This is a genomic window from Shimia sp. NS0008-38b (assembly GCF_040370365.1).
GTDB lineage: Bacteria > Pseudomonadota > Alphaproteobacteria > Rhodobacterales > Rhodobacteraceae > Shimia.
This window is the reverse complement of the sequence record NZ_BAABWQ010000002.1, coordinates 558,934-585,307: the sequence shown is the minus strand read 5'-3', so window position 1 is coordinate 585,307 and position 26,374 is coordinate 558,934. Positions and strand designations below refer to the sequence as shown.

Here is a 26,374-nt window from a genome sequence, read left to right as displayed (position 1 = left end):
CACCCAATTCTTCATAAGGGAGGTAACAATGAAGAAGCTACTGACAACGGCTTTGGCCACAGGACTATTGGCAACGATGGCGTCGACATCTTTTGCTGGCGAAATTGCAGTCATCGTCAAGACGACAAACTCCAACTTCTGGCAAAACGTCAACAAAGGCGCGAGCGCGGCGATTGAGACGCATCCAGAGCACACGATGAGCTTTAATGGTCCTGCCTCGGAATCTGCTATCGCCGATCAGGTTGCGTTGGTGGAGAACGCGATCAACCGCGGTGTGTCGGGCATTGTTTTGGCACCATCTGATCCGGAAGCCCTGGCCCCGGTTGTGAAGCGTGCGTTTGAGTCAGGCATTCCAGTGACCATCATTGACAGCGGATTGGCGGAAGGCAGTGAGAAACACTACCAAGCGTTCTTGTCCACAGACAACTGCGCCGCCGGTCAACAAGCCGCGGCCATGATGATCGACGAAGCCGGCACATCTGGCAAAGTCGCTGTCATGTCCTATGTGGCTGGTGTGGGTTCTGAAATCGGTCGTGTTGGCTGTTTCGTTGAACACCTTACCGAAAATTCCGATCTGGAGATCGTTGGCCCGTTCTACTCGCAGTCACAAATGGCGACCGCATTGAACCAGACCACCGACATTCTAGCAGCCAACAAACTTGTCGGCATTTTTGGCGCAAACGAGCCGACAGCCATCGGCATGGGACGTGCGCTGGAGCAATCAGGCAAAGCTGGTCAGGTCACAGCCATCGGCTTTGACGGCAACGCGGATCTACAAGACATGGTCAAGAGCGGGACATTGCTGGCAACGGCGGTGCAAGGTTCCTTCCAGATGGGTGAGCTTGGCGTAAATGCGGTTGCGGATATTCTGGACGGCAAAAGCGTCGACACCTTCATCGACACAGGTGTTGTGTTGGTGACCAAAGACAATATCGACGATCCTGTTGCACAAAACGTTCTCTATTAAACGCTTCGGGCCAGCGCGCAGAGGCGCGCTGGCCCGCACGTAATTTGCTAAGGAAAAGCGATGCTAGACGGCTCACCTCCGCGAACTCCACTGGTTCAGATGGACAATATCTTCAAGCAATTTGGTGGCATTCACGCTGTCGAAGGCGTTTCGGCTGATCTGTTCCCCGGCGAAGTGGTTGGTGTACTTGGGCACAATGGGGCCGGGAAATCGTGTTTGATGCGGATTCTTTCAGGCGCCATGGCAGCAACCAAAGGTGAGATTTACGTCAATGGGCATGAGGCGATCCTGAAGTCGCCCCAAGACGCGCGTAAATATGGCATCGAGACAATTTATCAGACCCTTGCTTTGGCCAATCATTTGGATGCGCCAGCCAACCTCTTTATGGGGCGTGAACTGAAAACGCGGTTTGGCAATTTAGACGAGCGGCGCATGCTGAAGGAGGCAACAGAAGCGTTGCGTCAGCTGAACCCGAATTTCAAAAACTTGCGTGATCCGGTGGCAAAGCTGTCTGGTGGTCAAAGGCAGGTGATTGCGATTGCCCGGGCGATCTATTTCCAAGCAAAAATTCTGATCATGGACGAACCAACGGCGGCGTTGGGCCCGTCAGAGACAGCGATGGTGGCCGATTTGACGGTTCGCTTGAAGAAAGAGGGCATCGGGATTTTCTTGATCAGCCACGATATGCATGATGTCTTTGAGCTCTGTGATCGGGTTATGGTGATGAACAAGGGGCGCAACGTTGGATCGTTCCGAATTGAAGACGTGAACAAAGATGACATTCTGAGTTTGATCATCAAAGGCACACTGCCAGATGATTGGACGCCGCGAGGTGGCGCTACATGACGTCCCAAACAGCCCCTTTTGGCGTTGTCGCAGAACCTGGAAAATTTGTTGTCCAAACCCGACCCAAGGTGGATACCCCCCCGGACGGATGGGTGTTGATCGACATTTGCGCGGTTGGGCTGTGTGGCACCGACTATCATATTTTTGAGGGCAAACACCCCTTTTTGGACTACCCACGCGTTATTGGTCATGAGCTCAGCGGGCGTGTTGCACGCGATAGTCTCGGCTGGAAGGCCGGCGAATTGGTGGTCATAAACCCGTATCTGACCTGTGGGACATGTCGGTCGTGCAGGCGCGGGAAGCCGAATTGTTGTTCTAATATAGAGGTGTTGGGGGTGCACCGCGATGGGGGGCTGACTCCGCAACTCGCGGTGCCTGCGGGCAATCTGATTGCGGCAGAGGGACTGACGCCGCATCAAGCGGCGATGGTGGAGTTCCTTGCCATTGGCGCACACGCCGTGAAACGCTCGATGATCAACGAGGGCGATGAAGTGCTTGTGACCGGGGTGGGGCCGATAGGTATCGGGGCAGCCTTGTTTGCCCGCCTAAACGGGGGGCAGGTGACGCTGCTGGACCTTGACAGAGCAAGGTTGGAAATGGCCCAAAAGACCTTCGGGTTTGATCGCGGCTTTGACAGCATAGAGGCCACGCTTCGGGACACAGACGGGTTTGATGTGGTGCTGGACGCGACCGGGCACCAAGCGGCAATCGAGTCTGGTTTTGTCGCTGTGGCGCATGGGGGAACCTATACGCTTGTGAGTGTGGTCAAAGACACGATCAGTTTTAGTGACCCAGAATTTCACAAACGGGAAATGAGCCTTCTTGGAAGTCGCAACGCGCTGCGTGAGGATTTCGACTGGGTCATGGCGGCGATTAGAAACAAAGACATTGATACAGATGCGCTGTGTTCTGATGTGATTTCCTTGGAGCAATTGTCGGAACGGTTCAGCGCCCTTGCATCGGATCGTACGGAACTGATCAAAGTGATTGTCCAGCTGCAAGGCTGACGGCCGCGGCCGCCAAAAGCAACTAGAGCCCGCTGCGGGTGATCGCGCACATGGGGCATCTCTTCGGTGTTGTGTTGATTGTAATGAGCGCGCTCCCTAGCGGTTTGGGGCGCGCAGCCTTGATGCGATAGCTGGTCGAATGTGGATATACCTATACCGCGACGACGCAGGTCATCTGGGACCAAATCATGTGCGATATTTGTCGGTAAATTTAGGGGGTTTGGTGGAGCCTAGGAGGATCGAACTCCTGACCTCTACAATGCCATTGTAGCGCTCTCCCAGCTGAGCTAAGGCCCCAAACCAGTGTGGCGTTTTCCGCCTGTGCGCGCCTAATTAGGCGCTTCCCGGGGCGGGTTCAAGCGAAAAATTCCGCCCCTGAGAAGATTTTTATAGGACGATTCAGCGATCAGCTGTCGTCGTCTTCAGATGCCACATCCGCGATTTCTTCGAGCGAAACATTGTCATCTTCGTCGTCATCCAGAACATCATCTTCGAGGTCCAGATCCACGTCGTCATCGTCATCCAATACGTCTTCTGCATCAGCAGCTTCAGCGGACTTTGCTTTTAGTGTCGCAGCATCTTCGGCATCGGCAGCAATCATGCGGCTTTTGCCTGCTTCTACTTCTACTACGTCGCCGGTATAGGGGCTGACGACAGGATTCTTGTTCAGGTCATAAAAGCGCTTGCCTGTGGTTGGGCACACGCGTTTGACGCCCCATTCTTCTTTGGGCATGGGTAATCCCCTTCAATCGGTTGAGTCGGGCTCGACGGTTTGGGCGACGTGCCATATCAAGGGCCGCGTGTCAAAGGGTATAACACCATTCTCGGCTCAGGAGCGCGTATGACGCAACATATCATCCCCGGATCGCCACCAATCGTGGTGATGGTGCGACACTCCAAACAAGCGCGCCGTATCAGTCTGCGTGTGTCACGTTTGGATGGCAAGGTCACTTTGACCGTTCCGCGTGGCGTGAGCGACCGGGAGGCAATGGGATTCGCGAGCGAAAAGCAAAGCTGGCTGCGGCGTCAATTGCAGCAGCAACCCGAACTGGTCACTGTGGCGCAGGGAGCCGTTGTGCCGGTGGCTGGACGTGAGCGGCGCGTGGTGGCCGGTGCAGGGCGTTCCGTGGTCTTGGGGCAAGACGAGATCGCAGTGCCCGGTAAGCCCGAACACACCGCGCGGCGGGTTCAAGGATTTTTAAAAGAATTGGCGCGGCACCGGCTGTCTGAGGCTGTGGATCACTATGCCGCCCGTTTGGGGACAATGCCAACACGCTTGACCTTGCGAGATACGCGTTCGCGCTGGGGATCTTGCTCCTCGGCAGGAGCATTGATGTTTTCTTGGCGGCTGGTGATGGCGCGACCTGAGGTGCTGGACTATGTGGCCGCGCATGAGGTGGCACATCTTAAAGAGATGAATCATTCGCAAGCCTTTTGGGATGTTGTGACGGGGCTGTACGGGCCCTACGAGGCAGAACGCGGGTGGTTGCGCACAGATGGGCAGCAGTTGCATCGGTATCGGTTTGAGGCGGCTTCATAGCGCATTGCACCGTGCCCATTGACGCCCGTTGAATTTGTGATCACATACGGGGCATGATCACACAAAGTCGCCCGCAACAAGATGTATCCTCCTCCGCCCATGACCGGGTATATCGCGCGCTGCGCGCCCGGATCATGTATGGCGAACTGGCGCCAGCAGAAGCGTTGACGTTGCGCGGAATTGGTAAGGATTTCGATGTCTCCATGACGCCGGCCCGGGAGGCCGTTCGGCGTCTTGTGGCTGAGGGCGCGCTCACACTGTCAAGCTCTGGCCGGGTTGCCACCCCTGAGTTGTCCAGCGAACGGCTCGAGGAGTTGGCGGCATTGCGGGCCTTGATCGAGGTGGAGCTTGCAAGTCGGGCGCTGCCACGCGCTCACATGGCTTTGATCGACCGACTGGTGACCATAAATGGCGTTGTGGCGGAGGCCGTACATAAAGGGGATTCCGTTGGCTACATCCGAGCCAATCTGGAGTTTCACCGCACTTTGTATTTGCGCGCTCAGGCGCCCGCGATGCTGGCGATGGCGGAGACGGTCTGGCTGCAGCTTGGACCCACCATGCGCGCGCTCTATGGGCGGCTACGGCGCACTGAGCCACCGCACTACCATCGACTGATCATTGCAGCGTTGAAAGCGGGGGATGAGCCGGGCTTGCGATTGGCGGTGCGATCGGATGTGACACAAGGATTGCGGCTCTTGGCGCGTTAACCGCTTGTGGGCCAAACGTGGTGTTCGTCATCGATCACAAACACATGTGCATGACCGCGACCACCGTGAGCTTTCAGGTGGGGATGGTCTTCGGGCAAATCGAAATGTGTGTGGGGGACAATCTTTGGTGCCGGTGTCCAGAGTTTGTAGCCGAGCAGGGCGCTGACCAATGCAATGCCGCCCATAACGATGAGTGACACGGTTTGGGACCCACTTGTCGCGGTCCATCCCGCAAGCGGATAGGTGAGCAGCCAGCAGGCGTGGCTCAGCGCAAAATGGGCTGTGAACACGGCGGGGCGATCTGTCTCGTGCGCGGAGCGACGCAAAAGGCGCCCGGAGGGTGTCATGATGGCGGAATATAGCAGTCCGCTGAGGGCCCAGACCGCTAGGAAGTGCTCCCATGACAGCGGCCCTTGTGTGCCCAACCATGCCGCATGGCCCAATTGCACAAGTGCCAAGGTGAGCGCCGCGGTGCCCATCACCCAGCGATCTGACAGATGGGTCAAAAGGCGCGGCAAAGCAAAGGCCGCGCACATGCTTCCCGCGCCAAAGGCCCCCATGGCCAACGCAAGGCCGCTTTCGCCCATGCCATATGTTTCGCGTACCACCACCACTGTGTTGACAAGCACATAGGCCACGGCGGCCGCGCCAGCCATGTTGAACGCCAAAAGCCCCCTTAGGCGCGGTGTCGCCAAATAGATCCAACTGCCACGGGTCAGGCGTTCGCGAAAGGGACGGGTGACACTGTCGCGCTTCGCAGGCAACGTTGTGCCTAAGATCAATAGGGTTGAAATGAGAAAGCCCAAGGCAGTTCCGACAAACAATCCGCTGAAAGACATGACCAGAAGCAATGCGCCTGCCAGAGCGGGTGACAGAAGATTCTCCAAGTCATAGGCCAAACGGGAAAGCGACAAGGCGCGGGTGTACTCTTCTTCTTTTGGCAAAATATCTGGAATGGTTGCCTGAAACGTCGGGGTGAAGGTGGCTGAGGCTGCCTGCAGCACAAAGATCAATACGTAAATCTGTGCAACAGTGTCTACAAAAGGCAGACAGAGGGCGACGCCCATCCGCAGAAGATCAGCACAGACAAGCACAAGTCGGCGCGGGAGCCGGGCAACCAATGCCCCCATGACCGGTGATAGGCCAACATAGGCGATCATCTTGATGGCATAAGCCGTGCCCAAAACGGCACCAGCCGCCGGGCCAGCTAGGTCAAACGCCAGAAGCCCCAATGCAATGGTGAGCAACCCCGTGCCAACCAAGGCGACCACTTGCGCCGCAAACAGCCGCGCAAAAACACGATTGGTCAAAACGTTCCACATGACCTTAGCCTATCTCACCCACCCCCAGTGACAAGCAATCCTTCCACTTTGAACTGGGCGACATATCCGGGTCGGACATATGGCAGGTGTGGCAAAGGCCGTGCCCTAATGGCATAGAGCATGGCTTTGAACCCTGCGTCGGAGTCACAGCGTGTTTTTCTGGAATGCGGCTGTCTGGCGTGGCGTGAGAGCGGGAAGGTGGCGCTCTCAGGTCTTACGCGGCCAAACCTTTGGCGCCGATATTGAGGAATTTCTTGCGACGGTTGGAGATCAACTGATCGGCAGGCATCTCGGCAAGTTCTCCAAGCATCTCACTGAGCGCTTTGCGCACGTTTTCCATCGTGGCAGCACGGTCGCGATGCGCACCGCCTTTGGGCTCTGCGATCACGCGATCAGCCACGCCCAGCTGTTCCAGATCTTGAGCTGTGATGCGCAGCGCCTCTGCGGCTTCGCGCATTTTGGTGCTGTCTTTCCAGAGGATTGATGCGCAGCCTTCAGGGCTGATCACCGAATAAACCGAATGTTCCAGCATGGCGACACGGTTGGCAGTGGCAAAGGCGACAGCTCCGCCGGAGCCACCTTCGCCGATGATCACCGACACCAATGGCACACCGATTTGCAGGCACATCTCCGTTGATCGCGCAATGGCTTCGGACTGTCCACGCTCTTCAGCGCCCTTGCCCGGATAGGCACCCGCCGTATCCACCAACGTCACCACTGGCAAACCAAACCGGCCCGCCATTTCCATCAGGCGCACGGCTTTGCGGTAGCCCTCTGGGCGTGCCATGCCAAAGTTATGCGCAATGCGAGATTTGGTGTCATTGCCCTTTTCCTGACCAATCACCACAACAGGTTTGCCGTCAAAGCGCGCCAAGCCGCCCATGACCGCGAGGTCGTCGGCAAAGTTGCGATCTCCGGCCAGCGGTGTGTAGTCGGTGAACAGAGTGTCGATGTAGTCGCTGCAATGTGGGCGATCGGGATGACGTGCCACTTGGCATTTGCGCCAGGGAGACAGGTCTTTGTAGAGTTCTTCCAAAAGCTCCGCTGCTTTGCGATCAAGCGCGGCGGCTTCGTCTGTGACATCCATCTCTTTGGTTTGGCGCGCCATGGCGCGCAGCTCTTCGGCTTTGCCTTCAATCTCTGCGAGCGGCTTTTCGAAGTCGAGATAGTTGGTCATTGGGCACTCCCGGCGCTTGTCTCACTTCCCAGCTATATGACGCTGACCAAAGGTAATTGCAACGGTTGAGACACGGAGGTTGGCTGTTGAGAATGTCAACAAGTTGTGGCCGCAGCGGTGTCGCTGGCTGGGAGGCGTTGGTTTGTGTCTTGTCAGGCGTGCGCCATCTCAAAGGCGACAGGGCAACCTGCCGCCTCCGCGCTTACGTTGAGGTGAAAAACACCGGGATCAGAGATGTCAGCAGGAGCGCAGCCATGGTCCAGTTGAACGCCGTGAGACGAGCGGGATTGTTTAGGATGTGTCGTATGCCAGTGCCCAAAACGGTCCAAGTTGTGGCGGAGAATGTGCCAATCAAAAGATAAGTGCCTGCAACCATTATAATCGCGCCAAAGTCGCGTGTGGTGGCATAGAGCGTGATGGCCCCAAGCGCCATCGACCAGGCCTTTGGGTTCACCCATTGGAAGGCAGAGGCTTGTAGATATGACAGCGGCCTGCTTTCGGATGTGGCTTCTTTGGGGGGGGCTGCATGGGCAATTTTCCATGCCAGCCATAAGATATACGCCACAGATATCACGCGCAGAATGACATAGCTTGGCGGCCAGGCGTCAAACACCTGCATCACCCCAAGTCCCACAAGGACGACCATGGCAGGGAAACCAGTGGCTACACCCAAGAGGTGCGGCACAGAGCGGCGCAGACCAAAGTTGGCCCCTGAGGCCATGAGCATCAGGTTGTTGGGGCCGGGTGAAAACACCGTGGCGAGGGCAAAAATGGCGAGGGCAAGGAGTATGTCATAGTTCATGACGCAATTCTGCGCCAAACCGGGCGCGATGGAATTGCGTTTTGCATCGTCTTGGGTATATTTTCACAATTAATGGCGAAAATTGATCATATTGATGAGCAAATATTGCGTGAGCTCGGCCGCGACGGGCGGATCAGCAATCTTGCGTTGGCGGAGAAGGTGGGACTGTCGCCTTCGGCGTGTTTGCGCCGCGTGGCAACGTTGGAAAAGACCGGAATTATTGCCGGCTATCGTGCTGTGATGAATCCTTCTGCTTTGGGCAAAGGGTTTGTGGCCTACATCACGGTGGGGCTTAACACCCATACGAAAGCTGCGCAGCAGGCGTTTGAGCAGGCCATGGAGAGTGCCTCAGAGGTTCGAGAGTGCCACAATATTACGGGCCAAGTGGAATACCTTCTGCGGGTGGAGGTGGCTGATATCGCTGAATACAAGCGGTTTCACACGGATGTTCTGGGCACTGTGGAAAAGGTGCATGCAATCACCTCCTATGTGGTTATGGGCTCTCCAAAAGATGAGCGCGCTTAAGAAAAACCGCAGTTTTTTGGGCGCGTTACAGCCCAAAGCCAAACGGACCTACGATCGGTCAAGTTTGCTGAGTCTGATGTCGCGAATGAGACAGATGTGGTTGCGGCCTCTCAGGTTAGGGTTGGGAGCATCGCATTTTTGTATGGTCGGGAGCAGAGCATGAAGACACGCACCAAAGTGGTTGTGATTGGAGGCGGGATTGCAGGCTGTTCTACGCTGTACCACCTGACGCAAGAAGGTTGGAGCGATGTGATGCTGTTGGAGCGCGACGAGCTGACCTCTGGCACCACTTGGCATTCAGCGGCGCAGGTCACAAATTTTGGCATGACCCAGACAATGGTTGGCCTAAAGAGCCACTCCATCAAGCTCTACCAAGAATTGGCTAATGATCCTGAATACCCAATCAATTACCATCACGGCGATGGTGGTATTCGATTGGCCAACACCGAGGCACAGTTAGATGGCTATCGCCATTTTGCGTCCATGGCGCGCGGTATGGGGGTGGAGTTCGAGGTGATCGATGCCGCGGAATGCGCCCGGCGACATCCGTTGATTGCAACAGACGGATTGTTGGGTGGGCTATGGGACCCGATGGATGGCGACATTGACCCGGCGCAGCTCTGCCAAGCGCTGGCGCGGCGGGCGCGCAAAGCCGGGGCAGAGGTGCATCGCCACACACCTGTGACAGCACTGCGCCAATTGAAAGATGATACGTGGGAGGTGGAAACTCCGAAGGGCACAATTCATGCTGATATCGTGGTCAACGCTGGTGGGTATCGCGTGAACGAGGTTGGGGCAATGATGGGCGTGCATCATCCAGTTGCCTCTATGGAACACCAGTATTTCCTAACCGAGGAGATCCCGGCCATCAAAGATCTGGATCACCGCGTGCCGCTGCTGCGCTGTCCGATCAGCGACTATTATTCTCGGCAGGAGAAGAACGGTTTGTTGGTCGGGTTTTATGAGCAGGATTGTAAGACCTGGGGCATGGATGGGATTGACCCAAAATTTGTGAATGCGCTGTGCCCGGATGATCTGGATCGGGTGACGGACGTGCTGGAGGGGGCGTTTGAGAGGATGCCTGCGCTGATGGAGGTGGGCATTCACACAGTGGTAAACGGGCCGATAACCTATACCATCGATGGTGCGCCGCTGGTGGGGCCGATCCCGGGCAAGCGCAATGCATATTGCATAATTGGGTTGCGCGCTGGACTGGGGGAAGGTGGCGGACATGGTTGGCTTCTGGCGCAGCAGATTGTGCATGGCGAGGCGTGCTATGACACCTGGGTGATTGATCCGCGTCGGTTCACGACCCACGGCAATGTTGAGTTGACCGCGCTTAAGGCGATCGAAGACTATCAAAACGAGTTTCGGTTTCATTTTCCGCATGAACACCGCCCTGCGGGACGCCCAATCAAAACCACACCTCTGACGCCGGTTTTGGCGGCAGGGGGTGCAGAATTTGGTGTGGTGAATGGTTGGGAACGGGTTGAATACATCAAACCAACCCCAGAATTTGAGGAAACTCTGGGGTTCCGGTTCAATGAAACCCACGATGTGATCGCCGCCGAAGTGGCCGCAGTGCAGACCGGTGTGGGACTTACCGAGGTCAACGGCTTCAACCGTTTTGAGATCACTGGCGCGGATGCGCATGATTTCTTGGATAGGATGTTTTGTGGCCATGTGACCCGTAAGAAAGGCCGCGTGGGGCTCGGGTATCTTTTGAACGAACAGGGGATGCTCAAAAGCGAAGCGACAGTGGCAAATTTACCAGCGGGCAACGCGAGCTCTGCGCGCATTTGGTATGGCTCTGCGGCGGCATCAGAGTTCCATGACATGGATTGGTTGGCGGCACACATTGGCGACAAGGAAGACGTCACAATCCGGTCTTTGACCAACGACTGGACCATCCTTGTGCTGGCAGGGCCAAAAGCGCGGGATGTGTTGGCGGCGGTGGCACGTGGCGATTGGTCCGCAGAAGCCTTTCCGTGGTTGTCAGTACGCGAAGCTTTTGTTGGCATTGCCCCTGCCATGGTGATGGCCGTGAGCTTTTCCGGAGAGCTTGCGTATGAAATCCATGTGCCCAATGCACAGCTTTATGCGGCCTACTTGGCGCTGCGTCAGGCGGGGGATACGCACGGTCTGCGGCTGTTTGGATCGCGCGCGGTAGACTCGATGCGGCTTGAGAAAGGTTTCTTGCACTGGAAGTCGGAAATACTGACGGAGTTTGATCCATTTGAAACTGGGTTGGGCCGGTTTGTGAAAATGGAGAAGCGAGCGTTTATTGGCAAAGCCGCGTTGGAGGCCCGTCTGGCGGCGGGCCCAAGCAAGCGGTTGGTGACGTTGGCCGTTGATTGCACTGATCGGTGGGCGCAGCCGGGGGCAAGCGTGATGTTGGGTGATGCGGTTGTGGGGACCGTGACGTCGGGCGATTGGGGGCACCGGACAGGGCTCAATCTGGCGATGGCCTTTGTGGACCCGGAACAATCAACGGTTTCAACCCAAGTCGAGATCGACATGCTGGGTACAAGATACCCCGCCGAGGTGATCCCGGCGGGGCCATATGATCCTGATTTCGGTCGCGTAAGGGCTTAAGATCCTGCGATCAACTCGGCCTGTGCCACGATCACTTCGGCCTGTTTGATGGAGGCGATGTCCACCAGGCGGCCTTTGTAGACGGTTGCCCCCTCGCCGTTGGCTTTGGCCTGTTCCATGGCGGCGAGAATTTCACGGGCTTCGCTGACGGCTTCTTCTGATGGGGTGAAGACCTCGTTGGCCAGCGCAATCTGTTTTGGGTGAATGGCCCATTTGCCGACCATACCCAACGTGGCGGAGCGTTTTGCTTGTGCAACGTAACCCGCGTCGTCGGAGAAATCGCCAAACGGGCCATCAACCGGCAAGATGCCGTGGGTGCGGCATGCGGCAACAATCGCAGCCTGCGCCCAATGCCAAGGGTCTGACCAGTGCTTTTGGCCTTCGTGCAGCATGTAGTAGTTTTCTTGTGTGCCGCCAATGCCGGTGGTTTGCATGCCCATAGAGGCGGCGAAATCGGCTGCGCCAAGGCTGATGGCTTCAAGGCGTGGGGACGCCGCCGCGATGGCTTCGACATGGGCAATACCCGCAGCCGATTCGATGATGACTTCAAAGGCGATGCGCTTTTTGCGCCCCTTTGCGGCTTCGATGGCGGTGACCAAGGCGTCGACGGCATAGATGTCTTCTGCGCAGCCCACTTTCGGGATCATGATTTGATCAAGACGCTCGCCAGCCTGCTCAAGCAGGTCAACAACATCGCGATACCAATAAGGGGTATCGAGCCCATTGATACGCACAGACAGGGTTTTCTTGTTCCAGTCGATTGTGTTGATGGCTTCGATGGCATTTGCGCGCGCCAGGTCTTTGTCAGAAGGTGCAACGGAATCTTCTAGATCAATATTGATCACATCTGCAGCAGAGACCGCCATTTTCGCAAAAAGCTTGGTGTTGGAGGCGGGGCCAAACAGCTGGCAGCGGTTTGGGCGGGCAGGGGCAGCGGGCTGGATACGGAAGCTCATGTCGGCGCTCTCTCGGTAAGGAAATTACGTTTTAGTTGCTCGAAGTGTTAGGAAGTTGCGCATTGAAGTGCAAGTGTATTTTGCAGCTGCGGCAAGAGAACGCTGCAATGCGGCGTTCGGCGGCGAATGAGAATGATTCCGGGAAATTTCGCTACGTAAAGCTAATTTCTTCATCAAAATACACATGTTCTCGAATTTTCTTCACAAAATACCGAAAATGTTGGGCGCTTCACAAAGAAATTGCATTGGATGTGGGAGAATATAGGTCAACAAAGCTTACGCGGCTATCACAAGGAAGGACGCGCGATGATCGAGACACCGTATCTACTGTTTTTGGGCGATGCGCCTGACCAACTGGCCGCAAAAGTGGCGATTGGCATCCGCGACTGGCGTCCTGACAATGCCGTGGGCCAATTCCGCATGGAAGGCTGCGGCGCGGATTTGGGGCTCACTGACATGTCGCTGGTGGCCGCGCGCGAAGCTGGTGCCAAGACGTTGGTTATTGGAGTGGCCAACCGCGGCGGCGTGATCAGCCCAGAATGGAAAAAAGTGTTGGTGATGGCACTGGAAGAGGGATTTGATCTTGCGTCTGGTTTGCACAACCTGCTGCGGGACGAGCCTGATCTGGTTGCAGTGGCCGAAGCTTGTGGTCGCACCCTGCACGACGTCCGCGTGCCAGAAGTAGACTATCCGATTGCAAACGGCGTGAAACGTACCGGGAAACGTTGTTTGGCGGTTGGCACCGATTGTTCGGTTGGCAAAATGTATACGGCGCTCTGCATGGACGCAGAGATGCGCGACCGTGGCATGAAATCAAGTTTCCGCGCGACCGGACAGACCGGCATTTTGGTCACGGGGGACGGTGTGCCTTTGGATGCAGTGGTTGCAGACTTTATGGCGGGATCGGTTGAGTGGCTTACGCCAGACAATGACGCAGATCACTGGGATCATATCGAGGGGCAAGGCAGCCTGTTTCACGTGTCGTATTCCGGTGTGACCATGGCGTTGATCCATGGTGGACAGCCGGACGCATTGGTGTTGGCACATGAGCCAACCCGTGAGCACATGCGCGGCCTGCCCGGATATGACCTGCCAACGTTGCAGGCGCTGCGTGACATGGCGCTGTCGCTGGCCAAAGTCGCAAACCCCGCTTGCAAAGTGATTGGTGTCTCCGTGAACACGCAGCATATGTCGGAAGCGGACGCCACGGCCTATCTGTCCCAAGTTGAAGCAGAGATGGGGCTTCCGGCCACTGATCCGTTCCGTTTTGGGGCTGGCAAGCTGGTGGATGCGCTGGCAGCTATATAAGATCGCAAATGGTGGCCGGGGGCTGTGTCCCCGGTCCTCCGATGCGTTTAAGGCCAAATGAAGCAAATTGGCAGTGCCGGTTTGCGCATGTTTACGAGGATCTCCATGCAAATTTCCGTCACTTCCGATGTCTTCAAGCTGGCCCAAGTCTTCACCATCTCGCGTGGCTCTCGTACCGAGGCGAAAGTGCTGACGGTGCGTGTGGAAAACAACGGGTTTGTGGGATGGGGCGAATGTGTGCCTTACGCGCGGTACAACGAAACCCTCGACAGTGTGACCGCTGAAATTGAGGCTTTGCCAGATAACATTGATCGGGTGGGGCTTTATGATGTGTTGCCTGCGGGTGCTGCGCGGAACGCTGTAGATTGCGCGCTTTGGGATTTGGAATGCAAGTCGGCTGGGAAGCGGGCTTGGGAATTGGCGGGGTTGCCTGTGCCGGGCCCCGAGATCACAGCATATACATTGTCTTTGGCGGAGCCTGCGCAGATGCAGGCACAGGCGGCCAAGAACGCGCATCGCCCGCTTTTGAAAATCAAGCTGGGCACACCGGATGACATGCCGCGTTTAGAGGCCGTACGGGCAGGGGCGCCGAAGTCGACCATCATTGTGGATGCCAATGAGGGATGGTCTGCTGATGTGTATGCGGATCTCGCACCGCATCTCGTGCGTTTGGGGGTCGCTCTGGTAGAGCAGCCTTTGCCTGCGGGAGAGGATGATGCGCTTATTGGGATGGACCGGCCTGTGCCGGTCTGTGCGGACGAAAGTGCGCATGACTGCGCCAGCCTGCCAGACCTGAAAGGCAAATATGATGTTGTGAACATCAAGCTGGATAAAACAGGCGGGCTCACAGAAGCGCTTAAGCTGCGTGAAGCAGCCCTGGCTGAGGGCTATAAGGTGATGGTCGGCTGTATGGTTGGCTCCAGTCTTGCAATGGCGCCCGCAACGCTGTTGGCGCAAGGCGCGATGGTCACCGATTTGGACGGACCGCTGTTGTTGGCAGAAGACCGCAAAGTGCCGCTTGAGTTTGACGAGAATGGTGTTCACCCCCCAAAGGCCGTTCTCTGGGGCTGACATTGGACGTCCGGAGCGTCGTCAGAAATTTTGTTTACGCGTGCCTTTGGCATCGACTAAAGACAAAGGGATTGGCGCGAGGTCGTATGCAGCCTTTGGTAGTGAGGTGACGAGCGAAATGGTTCTGAGGACAAAGAGCAGACTTGTCATGCGATGTCTTTGCGTGGTTTTGGCCGCGTCATTTGGCAGCGCAGCGGTGGCACAAAGCGGGGAATGGACCGTGGTGCTGAACAAGAAGCAAGCAGCAAGTTATGAAGAGCATAAGACACGGACAGGACACAAGGCGTTTGCCCTGTCTCCGGACGGTGCATGGGGGCGGTCCCATGGATTTGAAACGCCAGCGATGGCGCAAACGCGCGCGCTTTCCTTTTGCCGAAGTTTTATGCGAGCAAAGCAACGTGACTGCATAGTGTTTTCAATAGACGGCAAGCGGGTCGCCCCGGCCGTCGTTCCAACTAAGAAAGTGACTGCGCTTTATAAACCGATCCATGCCAAAAATGCAGCGGCAGTGTTCGGTCTCGCTTTTGGCGACTTCACCGGCAACAAGACCAAGGCCAAAGCGGAGGCCGCCGCATTTGCTTCCGGCACGATCGACAAAGATGGGTTGCAGCGCAGTGCGCGGTTGGAGGATTTGCTGAGGGGCCGAAGTCTCATGACCAAAACCAACAAACCGTTTTTCCTGTGGTTTTCAGAGACGGGCGGGGAGCAAAATGGGCGTGCCAGCAGCGGGATATTGGTAAGCCATTTCGCAAGTTGGATCGCGACCCCCAATGGTCTGGTTTGTATGTTTGATGCCTTTTGGGACAATGGCAATCCGATCGGCGATCGTTGTTTGTACATCGATAGCATCGCAAACGGGCAGGTCCGGTTTGCTTGGACAAGTTCTATCGGCCGATCTCACAAGGCGCAGCTTCTGCAGGGGGATGCCCGCTTTGCAGCCGTACGATAATCTTATAGAGCTCCATATCACAATTTTGGCCATCCGCGCCTGAAACGAAAAGGAAGAACCAGAAAATGACACGCACGGTCTATGTGAACGGTGAATATTTGCCGGAAAACGAAGCCTCAATCTCGATTTTTGACCGCGGCTTCTTGATGGCGGATGCGGTGTATGAGGTGACTTCTGTGCTGGGTGGCAAGCTGATCGACTTTGAGGGGCACGCAGTGCGGCTGAAACGGTCGCTTGATGAGTTGGATATGGCGGAGCCGTGCACAAAAGAGGCGCTGCTGGAAATTCACCGCAAGCTTGTGGAGCTGAATGAGATCGACGAAGGGCTTGTGTATCTGCAAGTGACACGGGGCAGTGATGGGGATCGCGATTTTGCCTTCCCAAGTGAGGACACGCCACCTTCCATCGTATTGTTCACACAAAACAAGCCGGGTTTGGCCGACAGCCCGGCGGCCAAAAAAGGTGCAAAGATCATTTCGATCGAAGACATCCGTTGGGGCCGTCGCGACATCAAAACCGTGCAGCTTCTCTACCCGTCCATGGGCAAAATGATGGCCAAGAAAGTGGGCTGTGATGATGCGTGGATGGTGGAGGACGGTTATGTGACCGAAGGCACCTCAAACAACGCTTACTTTGTCAAGGACGGCGTGATTGTCACGCGACCTCTGAGCACTGAAATTCTACACGGTATCACACGTAAGGCCGTGTTGCGTATCGCAGAGGAAGCGCAGCTGAAAATCGAGGAGCGGTTGTTTACCATAGAAGAGGCGCAGAGTGCGGATGAAGCTTTTACCACTTCGGCCTCAGCCTTCGTGATGCCTGTTGTGGAGATCGACGGTGTTACGCTGGGCGAGGGTGTGCCGGGGCCAATCGCAAAACGTCTGCGCGAAATCTATTTGGACGAAAGCCAAAAGGCTGCCATCTAAATAAGGCGCGTTCATCAACAAGGGGCGTGTCCGATGGGCACGCCTTTCGTCTCAGATATTTGGCCTGTCAGTGTCTTGAGTGGTGGCTACAGCCCCGCGAGAGGCACAAATCTGAAGAGAAACGAAGGTGTCGCAACGATCCGAAATTGATCGCCGTGAGTGGTGAATTTGCGGCCAATACATCTCCTGAATTACCCCATAGTGGCGTGAATTGCGATTCCAGTCAACCATTGGTTGCTTAAGGCTCAGTGAGCGTTGTTTTGCGCTTCCTTCAATATCTGTTGCCCATGTCTGTCCCAAAGCCAGCGCCCAAAGCGGCGGATACCAAGACCCGTGCGGATTTCAAACTCTTCGAAGTGGAAGTCTTTTTGGGCAATGCCATATTTTGGTAGGTCCGAAGACAGCGCACGCCGCATCTGCACGGGGCCGCAGAAGAGCGCTTTGCGGTTGGTGCAATCTGGGACGATGTCTGGGAGTGCGGAGGCTGAAAAACGGCCAAGCTCAGAGGTTTGCCAAACGACAAGCGAGAGGTTGGCTTTGGAGGCCGCGAGGTTTTGCAGTTCCGCGATATGAGCAGCGCCGTTGGTGTCACGCACGCTGTACACCAAGGTGACTTGGGGGCCATCCTCGGCGAGTGCCTGCGCCAAAGCCACAAACGGGGTGATGCCAACACCCGCTGCAATCCAAATCTGTGGCCCTTTTGCGCGCCCGAAACGGCCATAAGGCCCATCCACTTGGACCGCCTGACCTGGTGCAAGATTGCGTGAGACACGGGTGGTCAAATCCCCAAGGGGGGCAATGGTCACGCGCAAAGCGCCATCATCCGCTGGTGCTGAAGAGATGGTGAAGGGATGCGGTTCGCCCAATCCTGCGCCGGAAAACCGAAAAAAGGCAAACTGTCCAGCTTGGTGACGCAAGGGGCGGCCTTGGCTGGTCATGTCTACAGCCACGGCATTGCCTTCTTTTGTAACACGCGTGATCTCATAAGGGCGTCGCGGTCGCAGGCCACGCGGCGCGGATGTCCAAATGTAGGCCAGTGTGCCGATGATACACACAGCCGCCATGTATAGGCCAAGCGGATCGCCGTTCTTGAAAGGTTTAAGAATGAAGAGGTAGTGAAATGCGCCAAACAGGAAGAAAATGCCAATGAACCGATGGGTCCATTTCCAAAGATGGTAGGGCACGAACGTGGCGATGGTGATGACCACCAGGATCAGAAGACCATAGAGGCTTATTTCCCCCAAGGTTTCCGCGAGCTCAACCAAGGCTGTTTCCCGGCCCAGACCGCGCATCTCCGCATCGATGGTGTCATGCAGCAGGATGGCCACCATGGCGCCGATGCCCAGCCATTTATGCAAGCGGTAAGACTGATCCAGCGGGCCAAAGAGCGCTTCGACACCGGGCCAGCGGGTGGCAATCAGGTGGGAGGAAGCCATCGCAATCAGTGCGCCTAGCCCAAGGTACTGGCTAAACAGCGCAATGCCGTCGCGGGCCTGAGAAATTGACGGCCACCACAGGAACGGCACCGCCAGAGCGATCACGACAACAAACAATCCCAATTTTTTCATAGCTCCGCCCCTGATACTTGGCCTCGGCACAGATCTGCACCAAATTTTGTGTCAGCCACATGCCTTACATATTGGCGTTGAGGGAAGCTATTTGTTGAAAAAAACCGAGATTTAGACCGTAGGTTTATGCGACTTTCATCACAATTTTCCCGATATGGCCGCTGCTTTCCATTCTGAGATGGGCGTTTGCTGCGTCATCCAGCGCAAATTCACTGTCCATCACGGGTGCAACACGGCCGCTTGCCAGCAGAGGCCATACGTTTAAGCACAGCGCCTCCGCGATCCGGGCTTTGGCCAAATCGCTTTGTGGGCGCAGGGTTGAGCCAGTGATGGTGAGACGACGCATCATGACCTGCGCAAAGTTGAGATCGACCTTTGAGCCTTGCAGAAAAGCGATCTGCACAAGACGTCCATCGTCGGCCAACGCTTTGACGTTACGAGGCAGGTAGTCACCGCCAACCATGTCGAGGATCAGATCAGCGCCTCCTTCGGCACGCAGCACATCAACAAAATCTTCTGAGCGATAGTTGATGGTGCGTTCGGCACCAAGCGTGCTGCAGGCCGCGCATTTTTCGTCTGATCCAGCTGTGGTGAACACCCGTGCCCCAAAGGCTGTGGCCAGCTGTATGGCGGTGGTGCCGATGCCAGAAGACCCACCATGAACCAAAAACACTTCGCCAGCTTTTAATGCGCCCCGTTGAAAGACATTTGAATAGACGGTGAAAAAGGTCTCCGGCAGGCAGGCAGCCTCTTTAAGGTCCATGCCATCCGGGATTGGCAGACAATGGGCGGCAGGCGTCAGGGCATATTCTGCGTAGCCGCCACCGGGTAGGAGCGCACAGACCGCGTCGCCTTCTTTCCATTGTGTCACCCCGGCACCAACGGCGGCGATGGTGCCGGAGGCCTCAAGGCCAGGCAGGTCAGACGCGTTGGGCGGTGGGTTGTACAGTCCAGCGCGTTGCAACACATCTGGCCGGTTTACGCCAGCGTAGGCGATTTTTAGCAAGACTTCGCCCGCGCCGGGCGTGGGGATTGGACGATGTACCAGCTGCAAGACATCGGCCGCGCCGGGTGTGCTAATTTGTACGGCCCGCATGCTTTGTGACATATTGTATTTCCCTGTAGCTGATTTGGGTCTTTGTAGCAGAGCAAACGGCCAGCGGAACAGGGGTTTGTCGCTCAATCGCGCCGGCGCCTGCTGCGCAGCCAAAAGGGGCGTTGCTGCGCCTGACAGGGGCACGTTTATGCCCATATTGAGACATTTCGGCCTGAAGCTGGCGATACGTCAGCTGCGCGGGGGCGGGGTCCAAGTGCCAGGCATACCTTTGGGGATGTCTGGCGCACGGAATTTTGAGAGGGCGTTTAGCGGACCGGACATCATCTTGCCCAGAGGGCTGTTGTTGAATTTTGCTTTGGACTTTTCAAACTGCATCACGTTTTCAATGCGACGGTCCAGAAAAGCCCAAGTGGCGGCGTGGCCCTCGCTGTCGTCTCCAAGCCAATAAAGCACAGTGGCCGAATAGACCGCTGAAAGCGTGGCGCGTTTGCTGTACCAATTGAAATCACGAGAGCTGTCGCCGATGGCAGTCCAGATGGCGTCTGATGTCCCCCAGATCAACTGCGCGCCAGTGGGGGCGTGCTGCGGGAGCGCGAACAGAGTGCTGCCGCGGCGGACAATTTCGCGATCCGGGCAAAGCTCTAACCGCGTGCGCACAGCAAAAGTTATCTTTTCCCGGATTTTTTTGTCTGCGAGCGCAGCGGGTGTCAAAGCCGCTTCCATCTGAGAATCACCACGCTTGTGATAAGCGACAGCAAGGTCGACCGCTCCGCGCGGACAAATCGCTTTTGCGACGGTTGGGTCAATTCCGCAATCGATGATCGCAGCGGAAAATGTGGCCTCTGACCAGCCATCAAAGGGCACATGAAACTCTGCGGCCTCCAAAAGGCGTGTTTTGATGTCTGTGTTAGGGGTCTCCGTCATGGGCTTTCTCCCTGTCGCGATGTGGCGTTGGAGCTATACTAGACAAAGCTGGGGCGAGTTGCTATATCGCGGCTTCCTGCAATTTCATTGCAACTCAAACTTAGAAAGGTGGTGAAAACCACATGCAGGTTAGTGTTCGTGACAACAATGTCGATCAGGCGCTCCGCGCTCTGAAGAAAAAGCTGCAGCGTGAAGGCGTATTCCGCGAAATGAAGCTCAAGCAACATTTCGAGAAGCCGTCTGAGAAAAAAGCGCGCGAGAAAGCTGAAGCGATCCGCCGTGCCCGTAAACTGGCACGTAAGAAAGCACAGCGCGAAGGTATGCTCTAAGCACATCTTCTCCAGCTTTGGACACAAGAATTGACGACCCCCGCGGCTTCGCTTCGGGGGTTTGTCTTTTTTGGAGGACGCCGGAAACGGTGCCCCAGAACGTGATAGCAGTGGGGATATTCCCACGGAAAAAGACGAAGGACGAGGACCGAAATGACGCGCACGTTTGGCTCATTTCTTTTTGTGCTGATCGCAGGAGCGGTGGTGGGCGCGCTGTACGGTCTGATGATGGACCAGATCCTGGACCGGGGCTGGGGAGCGCTGTCGCTTTTACGTGGGGCTGTGCGCGGTATGATTGTCGCCACAGTGGCCGTTGGTCTGGAAGTTTGGATCGGCAATAGCGCTGTTGGCCGTTGGCAGCGCAATCTGAAGTTTCGCCGTGGTGTGGCCCTGCGCTTGGTGATTACCAGCTTCATTCTGTTCGTAGCGCTGGCGGGATCTCACCTTGTTTTGATCTGGGATCGTGCAACGTACCTAAATTGGTTCCAACATGGGCTGTTTCCGGACTTCTTGTTTGCGCTTGGGGCTGGGGTGGTCATTCAGATCGTGCTGCAAACGCGTCGGCTGATCGGTGGTCGCACGCTCACATATTTCTTGTTGGGCCGCTATGCCCGCCCCACGGAGGAGCGGCGGATTTTTGTGCTGGCCGATTTAGAAGGGTCCACCACAATCACCGAAAAACTTGGAGACCAAAGGGCGCTGGAGCTGATCACCGGGTTCTTTTTGGACATCGATCCAACGATCAAAAAACACCGGGGCGTGATCCATAACTATGTTGGCGATGAGATCATCATGAGCTGGCTAGATCGTGGGCCGGATGGAAACATGCAGCTGCTCAAGTGCATTGACGAGATTTTCCAAGTCGTGGCGCTGCGCCACGCGCACTATATGAAGAAATACGGTGTGGCGCCGTCCTTGCGTATGGGAATCGCGGGTGGACCTGTGGCGGTCGGAGAATGCGGTTGGGAAAAACGGCAGGTTGTCTACATCGGCGACACAATCAACAAAGCCAAGCGCATGCAGGAAGCCTGCAAGGCGCATAAGCTGTCGGTGATTTTGGATGCAGATACCGCGTTGGGGATCACCCTGCCAATGGGCATCGGCCTCTTGTCGGTGGAAGAAACCACGTTGCGCGGGCGTACCAATGCCACGCAGATGCTGACATTGACGGGACCAGATGGCCGCGCGCTTCAGGCGCTGACATCAGAATCCATCGGGTAATAGATACAAAGTGCAGTAGATACAAAAATGGCCCATGTTTGACATGGGCCATTTTGGGGTTAACCGCGAGGTTTGCCTTTTTGCGGGGTCGTGGCCGCGCGCCGGGCCTTATTCTTTTTGCTGTTGGCTTTGCCCTTTGGGGGTGGGGGACCTTTTTGTCCGCGTGCAGGTTTGGCTTCGCTCAAGCCGCCTTCCGCCATCGCCCGGCGTTTGGGAGACGCCTCTCCACCTTTTCCAGCTGGCTTTGTGCCGGAACTCTTTGTGGTGGCCTTTGGTTTTTTGAACCGAGGGCTTGGCGAGTCATTCCAGTCTGTCGGCGGCGTGGACTTTGTCCGAGATTTGGCGTGGGGTTTCTTTCCGCCCCCGGTTTTGCCGTCAGTTTTAGCGCTATTTTCGCTAAATTTTCCACCTTTTGGCTTATCAAAATCACGCTTATCACCGGTGGGCTTATCCCGGTAAGGCCGATCGGAGTTGTCCTTTTCGAACCTGCCTTTGCCACGGTGCTCTTTGCGTGGGCCATTGCCCTTCTCGTAAGGCTTCTTTCCGCCGCCTTCGCGTGGTCCGCGAGACGGGGCGCGATCCAAGACAGGTGCCTGCGCCATTTGCGCCAGCTTCGCGCCCTCTTCCAGGGTCATGTCCGGGCCAACAGCTGCAAGGAATCCAGCAACGCTGGTTTCCAGTACTTGTATATAGCTTTCGTCTTGATTGATGCGGATCGCGCCAATGTCGTCTTTGGTCAGATCGCCGGCTTTACACACCATTGGCAGCAAACGGCGCGGTTCAGCACCCTTCGCACGGCCGCCGGAGATCGAGAACCAAACGCTTGCACCAAACTCTTTGCGCGGGGCTGGCTTTGCATCGGAGGCTGCGATCTCCTCAGGGGCGGAATGTTTGGAATTGTAAAGCCGCAGATAGGCCGCTGCGACCTGCTCGGGCGAAAATGTTCCAAGCAAAGATTCAATTAGAGGTGTTTCCGTCTCAGTTATGTCTGCTGACCAATCCGGATCGGCAAACATGCGGGCTTGGTCTTGTTGGCTGACTTCGGCGGCAGAGGGCGCGCCTGACCATTCCGCATCCAGTTTCGCAAACCGCAGCAATCGCTCAGCTTTGCTCCGCGTCTTACGGGTGACCACCAGTGCAGAGACACCTTTACGTCCCGCGCGCCCGGTACGACCAGAACGGTGCAACAAGGTTTCGTGGTTGTTCGGCAACTCGGCGTGCACGACCAAATCAAGATTGGGCAGGTCGATGCCGCGCGCCGCCACATCTGTGGCGACACACACGCGCGCGCGTCCGTCGCGCATTGCCTGCAAAGCATGTGTCCGTTCAGATTGGCTCAACTCGCCAGACAGAGACACCACTTGAAAACCGCGGTTGGAGAGGCGCGTTGTCAGCCGCGCGACCATGGCGCGGGTGTTGGCAAAAACAATCGCGTTGGGAGCTTCATAAAACCGCAGCGTGTTGATGACTGCATTTTCGCCATCACGGTCCTGCACAGTCATTGCACGATAGGTGATGTCGGCGTGTTGCTTTTGTTCGGACTTGGTTTCAACGCGGATTGCATCGCGCTGATAGTTCTTAGCAAGGTTTGCGATCAGTTTTGGAACTGTGGCGGAAAACAGCAGCGTCTGGCGCTCTTCTGGGACCTGCTCGAGAATGAACTCGAGCTCTTCGCGGAAGCCGAGATCAAGCATTTCATCAGCTTCATCCAGGACCACGGCGCGGATGTCCAAAAGGTCGATGGAGCCACGGTCGATGTGGTCGCGCAAGCGACCTGGTGTGGCCACCACAATGTGCGCGCCACGCGCCAAAGCACGGCGTTCGTCGCGCATGTCCATGCCGCCGACACAGGAGGCTACGCGTGCCCCAGCCTCGCCATAGAGCCAGCTGAGCTCGCGTTTTACCTGAAGTGCCAACTCGCGCGTTGGCGCAATCACCAGCGCCAAAGGCGCACCAGCGTTTTCGAATGCCTCAGCTTCGCCCAGCAATGTTGTAGAAATGGCCAGACCAAAGCCCAAGGTTTTCCCGGAGCCAGTTTGGGCCGATACCAGCAGGTCTTTTCCTACGAGCTCGGGGGCCATAACCGCCTCTTGAACGGGTGTCAGTTTGTCATAGCCTTTGGCGTCAAGCGCGGCTTGAAGTGCATTTTTCACGGTGATGTCTTCTTTTCATCTGAAGGACTGCCAGCTTGACGGCGTCGGCGGGCTCCCTCAAATCTGCACCGCTCTCATCATCGTGTGTGGCATGAAGCGCAGCGTGTAACGCAATTCATCCACCATGTATAGCCTTCTACGGTTTCATAGATCACATGGCTGTGTAGAAGTATTTTCTACCATTTTGTGCCATATCCCTTGAAACCGGTGCAGAAGGCTTAAGTTAACAAAAACACACTTTTATACGCAGGGTACACATCATGACCGACACTTATACTCCACCGAAAGTTTGGGCGTGGGAATCCAAAAGCGGCGGGCAGTTTGCCAACATAAACCGTCCAATTGCCGGGGCGACTCACGACAAGGATTTGGCGCGAGGAGAACATCCGTTTCAGTTGTACTCGCTGGCCACACCCAATGGCGTGAAGGTCACCGTGATGTTTGAAGAACTGCTCGCTGCTGGGCACACTGGGGCGGAGTATGACGCTTACCTGATCAATATTGGCGAAGGCGATCAATTTGGTTCCGGCTTTGTCGATGTGAACCCCAACTCCAAAATTCCGGCGCTGATGGATTCCAGTGGTGACAACGAGGTGCGCGTGTTCGAAAGCGGCGCGATCCTTTTGCATTTGGCGGAGAAGTTTGACGCCTTTTTGGGGCCAAAAGAAAATCGGGCGGAAATGCTCAGCTGGCTGTTTTGGCAGATGGGCAGTGCGCCCTACTTGGGCGGGGGTTTTGGCCACTTCTATGCCTATGCTCCGGAAAAATGGGAGTATCCCATCAACCGCTTTTCCATGGAAACCAAACGTCAGTTGGACGTTCTGGACCGACAGTTGGCAGAAAACACCTACATCTCAGGCGAAGAATACACGATCGCAGATATTGCGATTTGGTCTTGGTATGGCGCATTGGTGCTGGGCCGTCTGTATGATGCCGCAGAGTTTCTTGATGTGGAGAGCTACAAGAACGTTCTGCGTTGGGCCAAAGAGATTGATAGCCGTCCAGCCGTTGATCGCGGGCGCAAAGTGAACCGTGCGTGGGGGGAGCCTTCCGGGCAACTGCGCGAGCGTCACTCTGCTGAGGACTTTGACACAAAAACCCAAGACAAGCTTGAGCCTTCCGAAGGCTAAGCAGCCCTTCGTTTGGAGCCATCATATCATCCGAGGCTGGGAAACCCGCCTCGGATGTTTTTGTTTAACGCACAGGGGGGCGGTTTCGCTCCACCATAACAAGGAAAACCGCGGCCAGCAGCGACAGGATGGCTCCCATCACAGCAACGCCTGAGTATCCAAATGATTCAGCGCCAAGCGCAAACAAGCCAGAGGCAACCAAGGTGCCCCCGAAATGGGAGAGCGAGATGAGGGAGCTTCCTGCGCCGGGACGATGTTCGACCAGTCCTTGGATGTAGCCCACGGGCACCGAGAGGGTAATGCCTGCACCGATGCCAAACGGTAGGATCAACCACATGGCCGCCTCCACTGATGGCATAAATCCAATTGCACATAAGCTGGCGGCATAAATCAATGCGCCTGCGAAAATCACATGCACGCGGGAGAAGCGGCGCAGCAGAAAGGCGCTGCCCAACATTACGGGCAGTTCGACAAGTGCGATGCCGCCTGCAAACCACCCAATGTCAGCTTCCTGACCGCCAAGTGTGGTGACCACCAGAAGACCGAGCAAAATATTGTAGAGCCCATTGGCGGAGGTCACCGCAGTGATCAAGCCAAGGCGTAGCAAGACCGTGAGGCCGGTGACCTCCTGAAGGGCTTCGCGAAAGGTTAGACCGGAACCACCGTCCTCTGATGACAGAGCGTCCTTGGGCCACAACAAATACACCACGGCAAAAACCGCGCAATTCACAAGCGCCAGCACCCAATAGACCGTTAAGAGGTCGACGCCGCGGGCAAGGGCGATGCCCCAAAGCGGTGGGCTAAGTGCAAAAGTTCCCGCAAACCCCGCGCGCACAAGCGATAAGCCCACGTCTTTGTCCATTTCTGGATTGCGGTCCGCAGCCACGGCGGCCAGCGTAAAATACTGGGTGAAGGTTGTGGCCGCGACGGGGAACAGCAGCAGATGAACCAGAAGAAAGCTGGGCAGGCTGGGCCAGGCTCCCATGATCACTCCGGCGGCAATGCCGATGGTGATGCACACAAGCAGAATGCCGCGGTACCTTTGTGTCTGATCGATTACGATGCCAATCACAACGGATGCCACCACGCTGAACAAAGCGCCCAGCGTCACAACCACCGCATAAGCCGCATTGCTCATGCCCAGACGTTCGATCCCGATGACCGACTGAAATGGCCCAATTGAGGCCACGGCCGGACCCATCAAAAGGATGCAAAGAAAGGCAACCCTCAACAGGGGGTCTCTTAGAGCGATCAGAAACGGCACGGTGTGATCCTTGGGTGGCAGACCAAGGAA

At 56.3% G+C, this 26,374-nt stretch carries 24 protein-coding genes and 1 tRNA gene; 14 read left to right on the top strand and 11 right to left on the bottom strand.

Annotation, left to right across the window (positions count from 1 at the left end; genetic code table 11):
- The first annotated feature begins 28 nt into the window (after positions 1-28).
- Genes ABWV47_RS08960 through ABWV47_RS08950 form a run of 3 tightly spaced genes read left to right on the top strand, consistent with a single transcriptional unit; the run spans position 29 to position 2,820 of the window.
- Positions 29-967 carry an ABC transporter substrate-binding protein gene (locus tag ABWV47_RS08960; protein WP_353310896.1) on the top strand — a complete coding sequence of 313 codons (939 nt, stop codon included), beginning with the start codon at positions 29-31 and terminating at the stop codon, positions 965-967.
- A gap of 60 nt (positions 968-1,027) precedes the next feature.
- Positions 1,028-1,813, top strand: a complete 786-nt coding sequence (locus ABWV47_RS08955; RefSeq protein WP_353310894.1) for an ATP-binding cassette domain-containing protein — start codon at positions 1,028-1,030, stop codon at positions 1,811-1,813.
- A complete protein-coding gene (locus ABWV47_RS08950) occupies positions 1,810-2,820 on the top strand; it encodes a zinc-binding alcohol dehydrogenase family protein (protein WP_353310892.1) in 1,011 nt (336 codons plus the stop codon). The genes ABWV47_RS08955 and ABWV47_RS08950 overlap by 4 nt, the downstream gene beginning before the upstream one ends.
- Before the next feature lie 221 nt (positions 2,821-3,041).
- On the opposite strand, the gene ABWV47_RS08945 is transcribed toward ABWV47_RS08950, so the two are convergent.
- Positions 3,042-3,117: transfer RNA gene (locus ABWV47_RS08945), tRNA-Ala, on the bottom strand.
- 109 nt (positions 3,118-3,226) lie between these two features.
- A complete protein-coding gene (locus tag ABWV47_RS08940; protein WP_353310890.1) occupies positions 3,227-3,553 on the bottom strand; it encodes a TIGR02300 family protein in 327 nt (108 codons plus the stop codon).
- Positions 3,554-3,661: 108 nt separating this feature from the next.
- Here ABWV47_RS08940 and ABWV47_RS08935 point away from each other — a divergent pair, with 108 nt between their 5' ends.
- Positions 3,662-4,360: a M48 family metallopeptidase gene (locus tag ABWV47_RS08935; RefSeq protein WP_353310888.1), complete on the top strand. Its 699-nt coding sequence runs from the start codon at positions 3,662-3,664 to the stop codon at positions 4,358-4,360.
- Positions 4,361-4,413: 53 nt separating this feature from the next.
- Positions 4,414-5,067, top strand: coding sequence for a GntR family transcriptional regulator (locus ABWV47_RS08930; RefSeq protein ID WP_353310886.1), 654 nt, complete (start codon positions 4,414-4,416; stop codon positions 5,065-5,067).
- Here ABWV47_RS08930 and ABWV47_RS08925 read toward each other — a convergent pair.
- From ABWV47_RS08925 to ABWV47_RS08915, 3 genes are all read right to left on the bottom strand, one after another.
- On the bottom strand, positions 5,064-6,389 hold the full coding sequence (locus ABWV47_RS08925) for an MFS transporter (RefSeq protein ID WP_353310884.1): 1,326 nt from the start codon (positions 6,387-6,389) through the stop codon (positions 5,064-5,066). The genes ABWV47_RS08930 and ABWV47_RS08925 overlap by 4 nt on opposite strands.
- Before the next feature lie 214 nt (positions 6,390-6,603).
- Positions 6,604-7,566, bottom strand: coding sequence for an acetyl-CoA carboxylase carboxyltransferase subunit alpha (locus ABWV47_RS08920; protein WP_353310882.1), 963 nt, complete (start codon positions 7,564-7,566; stop codon positions 6,604-6,606).
- Positions 7,567-7,768: 202 nt separating this feature from the next.
- Positions 7,769-8,368 carry a LysE family translocator gene (locus ABWV47_RS08915; RefSeq protein ID WP_353310880.1) on the bottom strand — a complete coding sequence of 200 codons (600 nt, stop codon included), beginning with the start codon at positions 8,366-8,368 and terminating at the stop codon, positions 7,769-7,771.
- A gap of 72 nt (positions 8,369-8,440) precedes the next feature.
- On the opposite strand from ABWV47_RS08915, the gene ABWV47_RS08910 reads away from it, so the two are divergent.
- Together ABWV47_RS08910 and ABWV47_RS08905 are read left to right on the top strand one after the other, a co-directional pair.
- Positions 8,441-8,893 carry an Lrp/AsnC family transcriptional regulator gene (locus ABWV47_RS08910; protein WP_353310878.1) on the top strand — a complete coding sequence of 151 codons (453 nt, stop codon included), beginning with the start codon at positions 8,441-8,443 and terminating at the stop codon, positions 8,891-8,893.
- A 159-nt stretch (positions 8,894-9,052) separates the two neighbouring features.
- On the top strand, positions 9,053-11,488 hold the full coding sequence (locus tag ABWV47_RS08905; RefSeq protein ID WP_353310876.1) for a GcvT family protein: 2,436 nt from the start codon (positions 9,053-9,055) through the stop codon (positions 11,486-11,488).
- Here the strand turns inward: ABWV47_RS08905 and ABWV47_RS08900 are convergent.
- Positions 11,485-12,444, bottom strand: coding sequence for an L-malyl-CoA/beta-methylmalyl-CoA lyase (locus tag ABWV47_RS08900; protein ID WP_353310874.1), 960 nt, complete (start codon positions 12,442-12,444; stop codon positions 11,485-11,487). The two genes, ABWV47_RS08905 and ABWV47_RS08900, sit on opposite strands and share 4 nt — an antisense overlap.
- A gap of 306 nt (positions 12,445-12,750) precedes the next feature.
- On the opposite strand from ABWV47_RS08900, the gene dgcN reads away from it, so the two are divergent.
- The 4 genes from dgcN to ABWV47_RS08880 all read left to right on the top strand — a co-directional run bounded on the left by dgcN (position 12,751) and on the right by ABWV47_RS08880 (position 16,698).
- On the top strand, positions 12,751-13,752 hold the full coding sequence (gene dgcN, locus ABWV47_RS08895; RefSeq protein ID WP_353310872.1) for an N-acetyltransferase DgcN: 1,002 nt from the start codon (positions 12,751-12,753) through the stop codon (positions 13,750-13,752).
- Between the two features lie 105 nt (positions 13,753-13,857).
- On the top strand, positions 13,858-14,823 hold the full coding sequence (gene dgcA, locus ABWV47_RS08890; protein ID WP_353310870.1) for an N-acetyl-D-Glu racemase DgcA: 966 nt from the start codon (positions 13,858-13,860) through the stop codon (positions 14,821-14,823).
- Between the two features lie 148 nt (positions 14,824-14,971).
- Positions 14,972-15,772 (top strand): hypothetical protein, encoded by an 801-nt coding sequence (locus tag ABWV47_RS08885; RefSeq protein ID WP_353310868.1) that lies wholly within the window; start codon positions 14,972-14,974, stop codon positions 15,770-15,772.
- Between the two features lie 65 nt (positions 15,773-15,837).
- On the top strand, positions 15,838-16,698 hold the full coding sequence (locus ABWV47_RS08880; protein ID WP_353310866.1) for a D-amino-acid transaminase: 861 nt from the start codon (positions 15,838-15,840) through the stop codon (positions 16,696-16,698).
- 245 nt (positions 16,699-16,943) lie between these two features.
- Here the strand turns inward: ABWV47_RS08880 and ABWV47_RS08875 are convergent, their stop codons facing one another.
- From ABWV47_RS08875 to ABWV47_RS08865, 3 genes are all read right to left on the bottom strand, one after another.
- Positions 16,944-18,266, bottom strand: coding sequence for a ferredoxin reductase family protein (locus ABWV47_RS08875; RefSeq protein ID WP_353310864.1), 1,323 nt, complete (start codon positions 18,264-18,266; stop codon positions 16,944-16,946).
- Positions 18,267-18,390: 124 nt separating this feature from the next.
- The gene (locus tag ABWV47_RS08870; protein ID WP_353310862.1) at positions 18,391-19,374 is read right to left on the bottom strand and encodes an NAD(P)H-quinone oxidoreductase; all 984 of its coding nucleotides are present in this window, start codon (positions 19,372-19,374) and stop codon (positions 18,391-18,393) included.
- Between the two features lie 177 nt (positions 19,375-19,551).
- Positions 19,552-20,247: a COQ9 family protein gene (locus tag ABWV47_RS08865; protein WP_353310858.1), complete on the bottom strand. Its 696-nt coding sequence runs from the start codon at positions 20,245-20,247 to the stop codon at positions 19,552-19,554.
- Positions 20,248-20,369: 122 nt separating this feature from the next.
- On the opposite strand from ABWV47_RS08865, the gene rpsU reads away from it, so the two are divergent.
- Positions 20,370-20,576 carry a 30S ribosomal protein S21 gene (gene rpsU / locus ABWV47_RS08860; protein ID WP_008207378.1) on the top strand — a complete coding sequence of 69 codons (207 nt, stop codon included), beginning with the start codon at positions 20,370-20,372 and terminating at the stop codon, positions 20,574-20,576.
- Positions 20,577-20,729: 153 nt separating this feature from the next.
- Positions 20,730-21,797, top strand: coding sequence for an adenylate/guanylate cyclase domain-containing protein (locus ABWV47_RS08855; protein WP_353310856.1), 1,068 nt, complete (start codon positions 20,730-20,732; stop codon positions 21,795-21,797).
- A gap of 59 nt (positions 21,798-21,856) precedes the next feature.
- Here the strand turns inward: ABWV47_RS08855 and ABWV47_RS08850 are convergent, their stop codons facing one another.
- A complete protein-coding gene (locus ABWV47_RS08850) occupies positions 21,857-23,950 on the bottom strand; it encodes a DEAD/DEAH box helicase (protein ID WP_353310854.1) in 2,094 nt (697 codons plus the stop codon).
- Positions 23,951-24,210: 260 nt separating this feature from the next.
- Between ABWV47_RS08850 and yghU the strand changes: the two genes are divergently transcribed.
- Positions 24,211-25,080, top strand: a complete 870-nt coding sequence (yghU, locus tag ABWV47_RS08845) for a glutathione-dependent disulfide-bond oxidoreductase (protein ID WP_353310852.1) — start codon at positions 24,211-24,213, stop codon at positions 25,078-25,080.
- 64 nt (positions 25,081-25,144) lie between these two features.
- Here yghU and ABWV47_RS08840 read toward each other — a convergent pair whose 3' ends face one another.
- Positions 25,145-26,344, bottom strand: a complete 1,200-nt coding sequence (locus ABWV47_RS08840; RefSeq protein WP_353310850.1) for an MFS transporter — start codon at positions 26,342-26,344, stop codon at positions 25,145-25,147.
- Between the last annotated feature and the right edge of the window lie 30 nt (positions 26,345-26,374).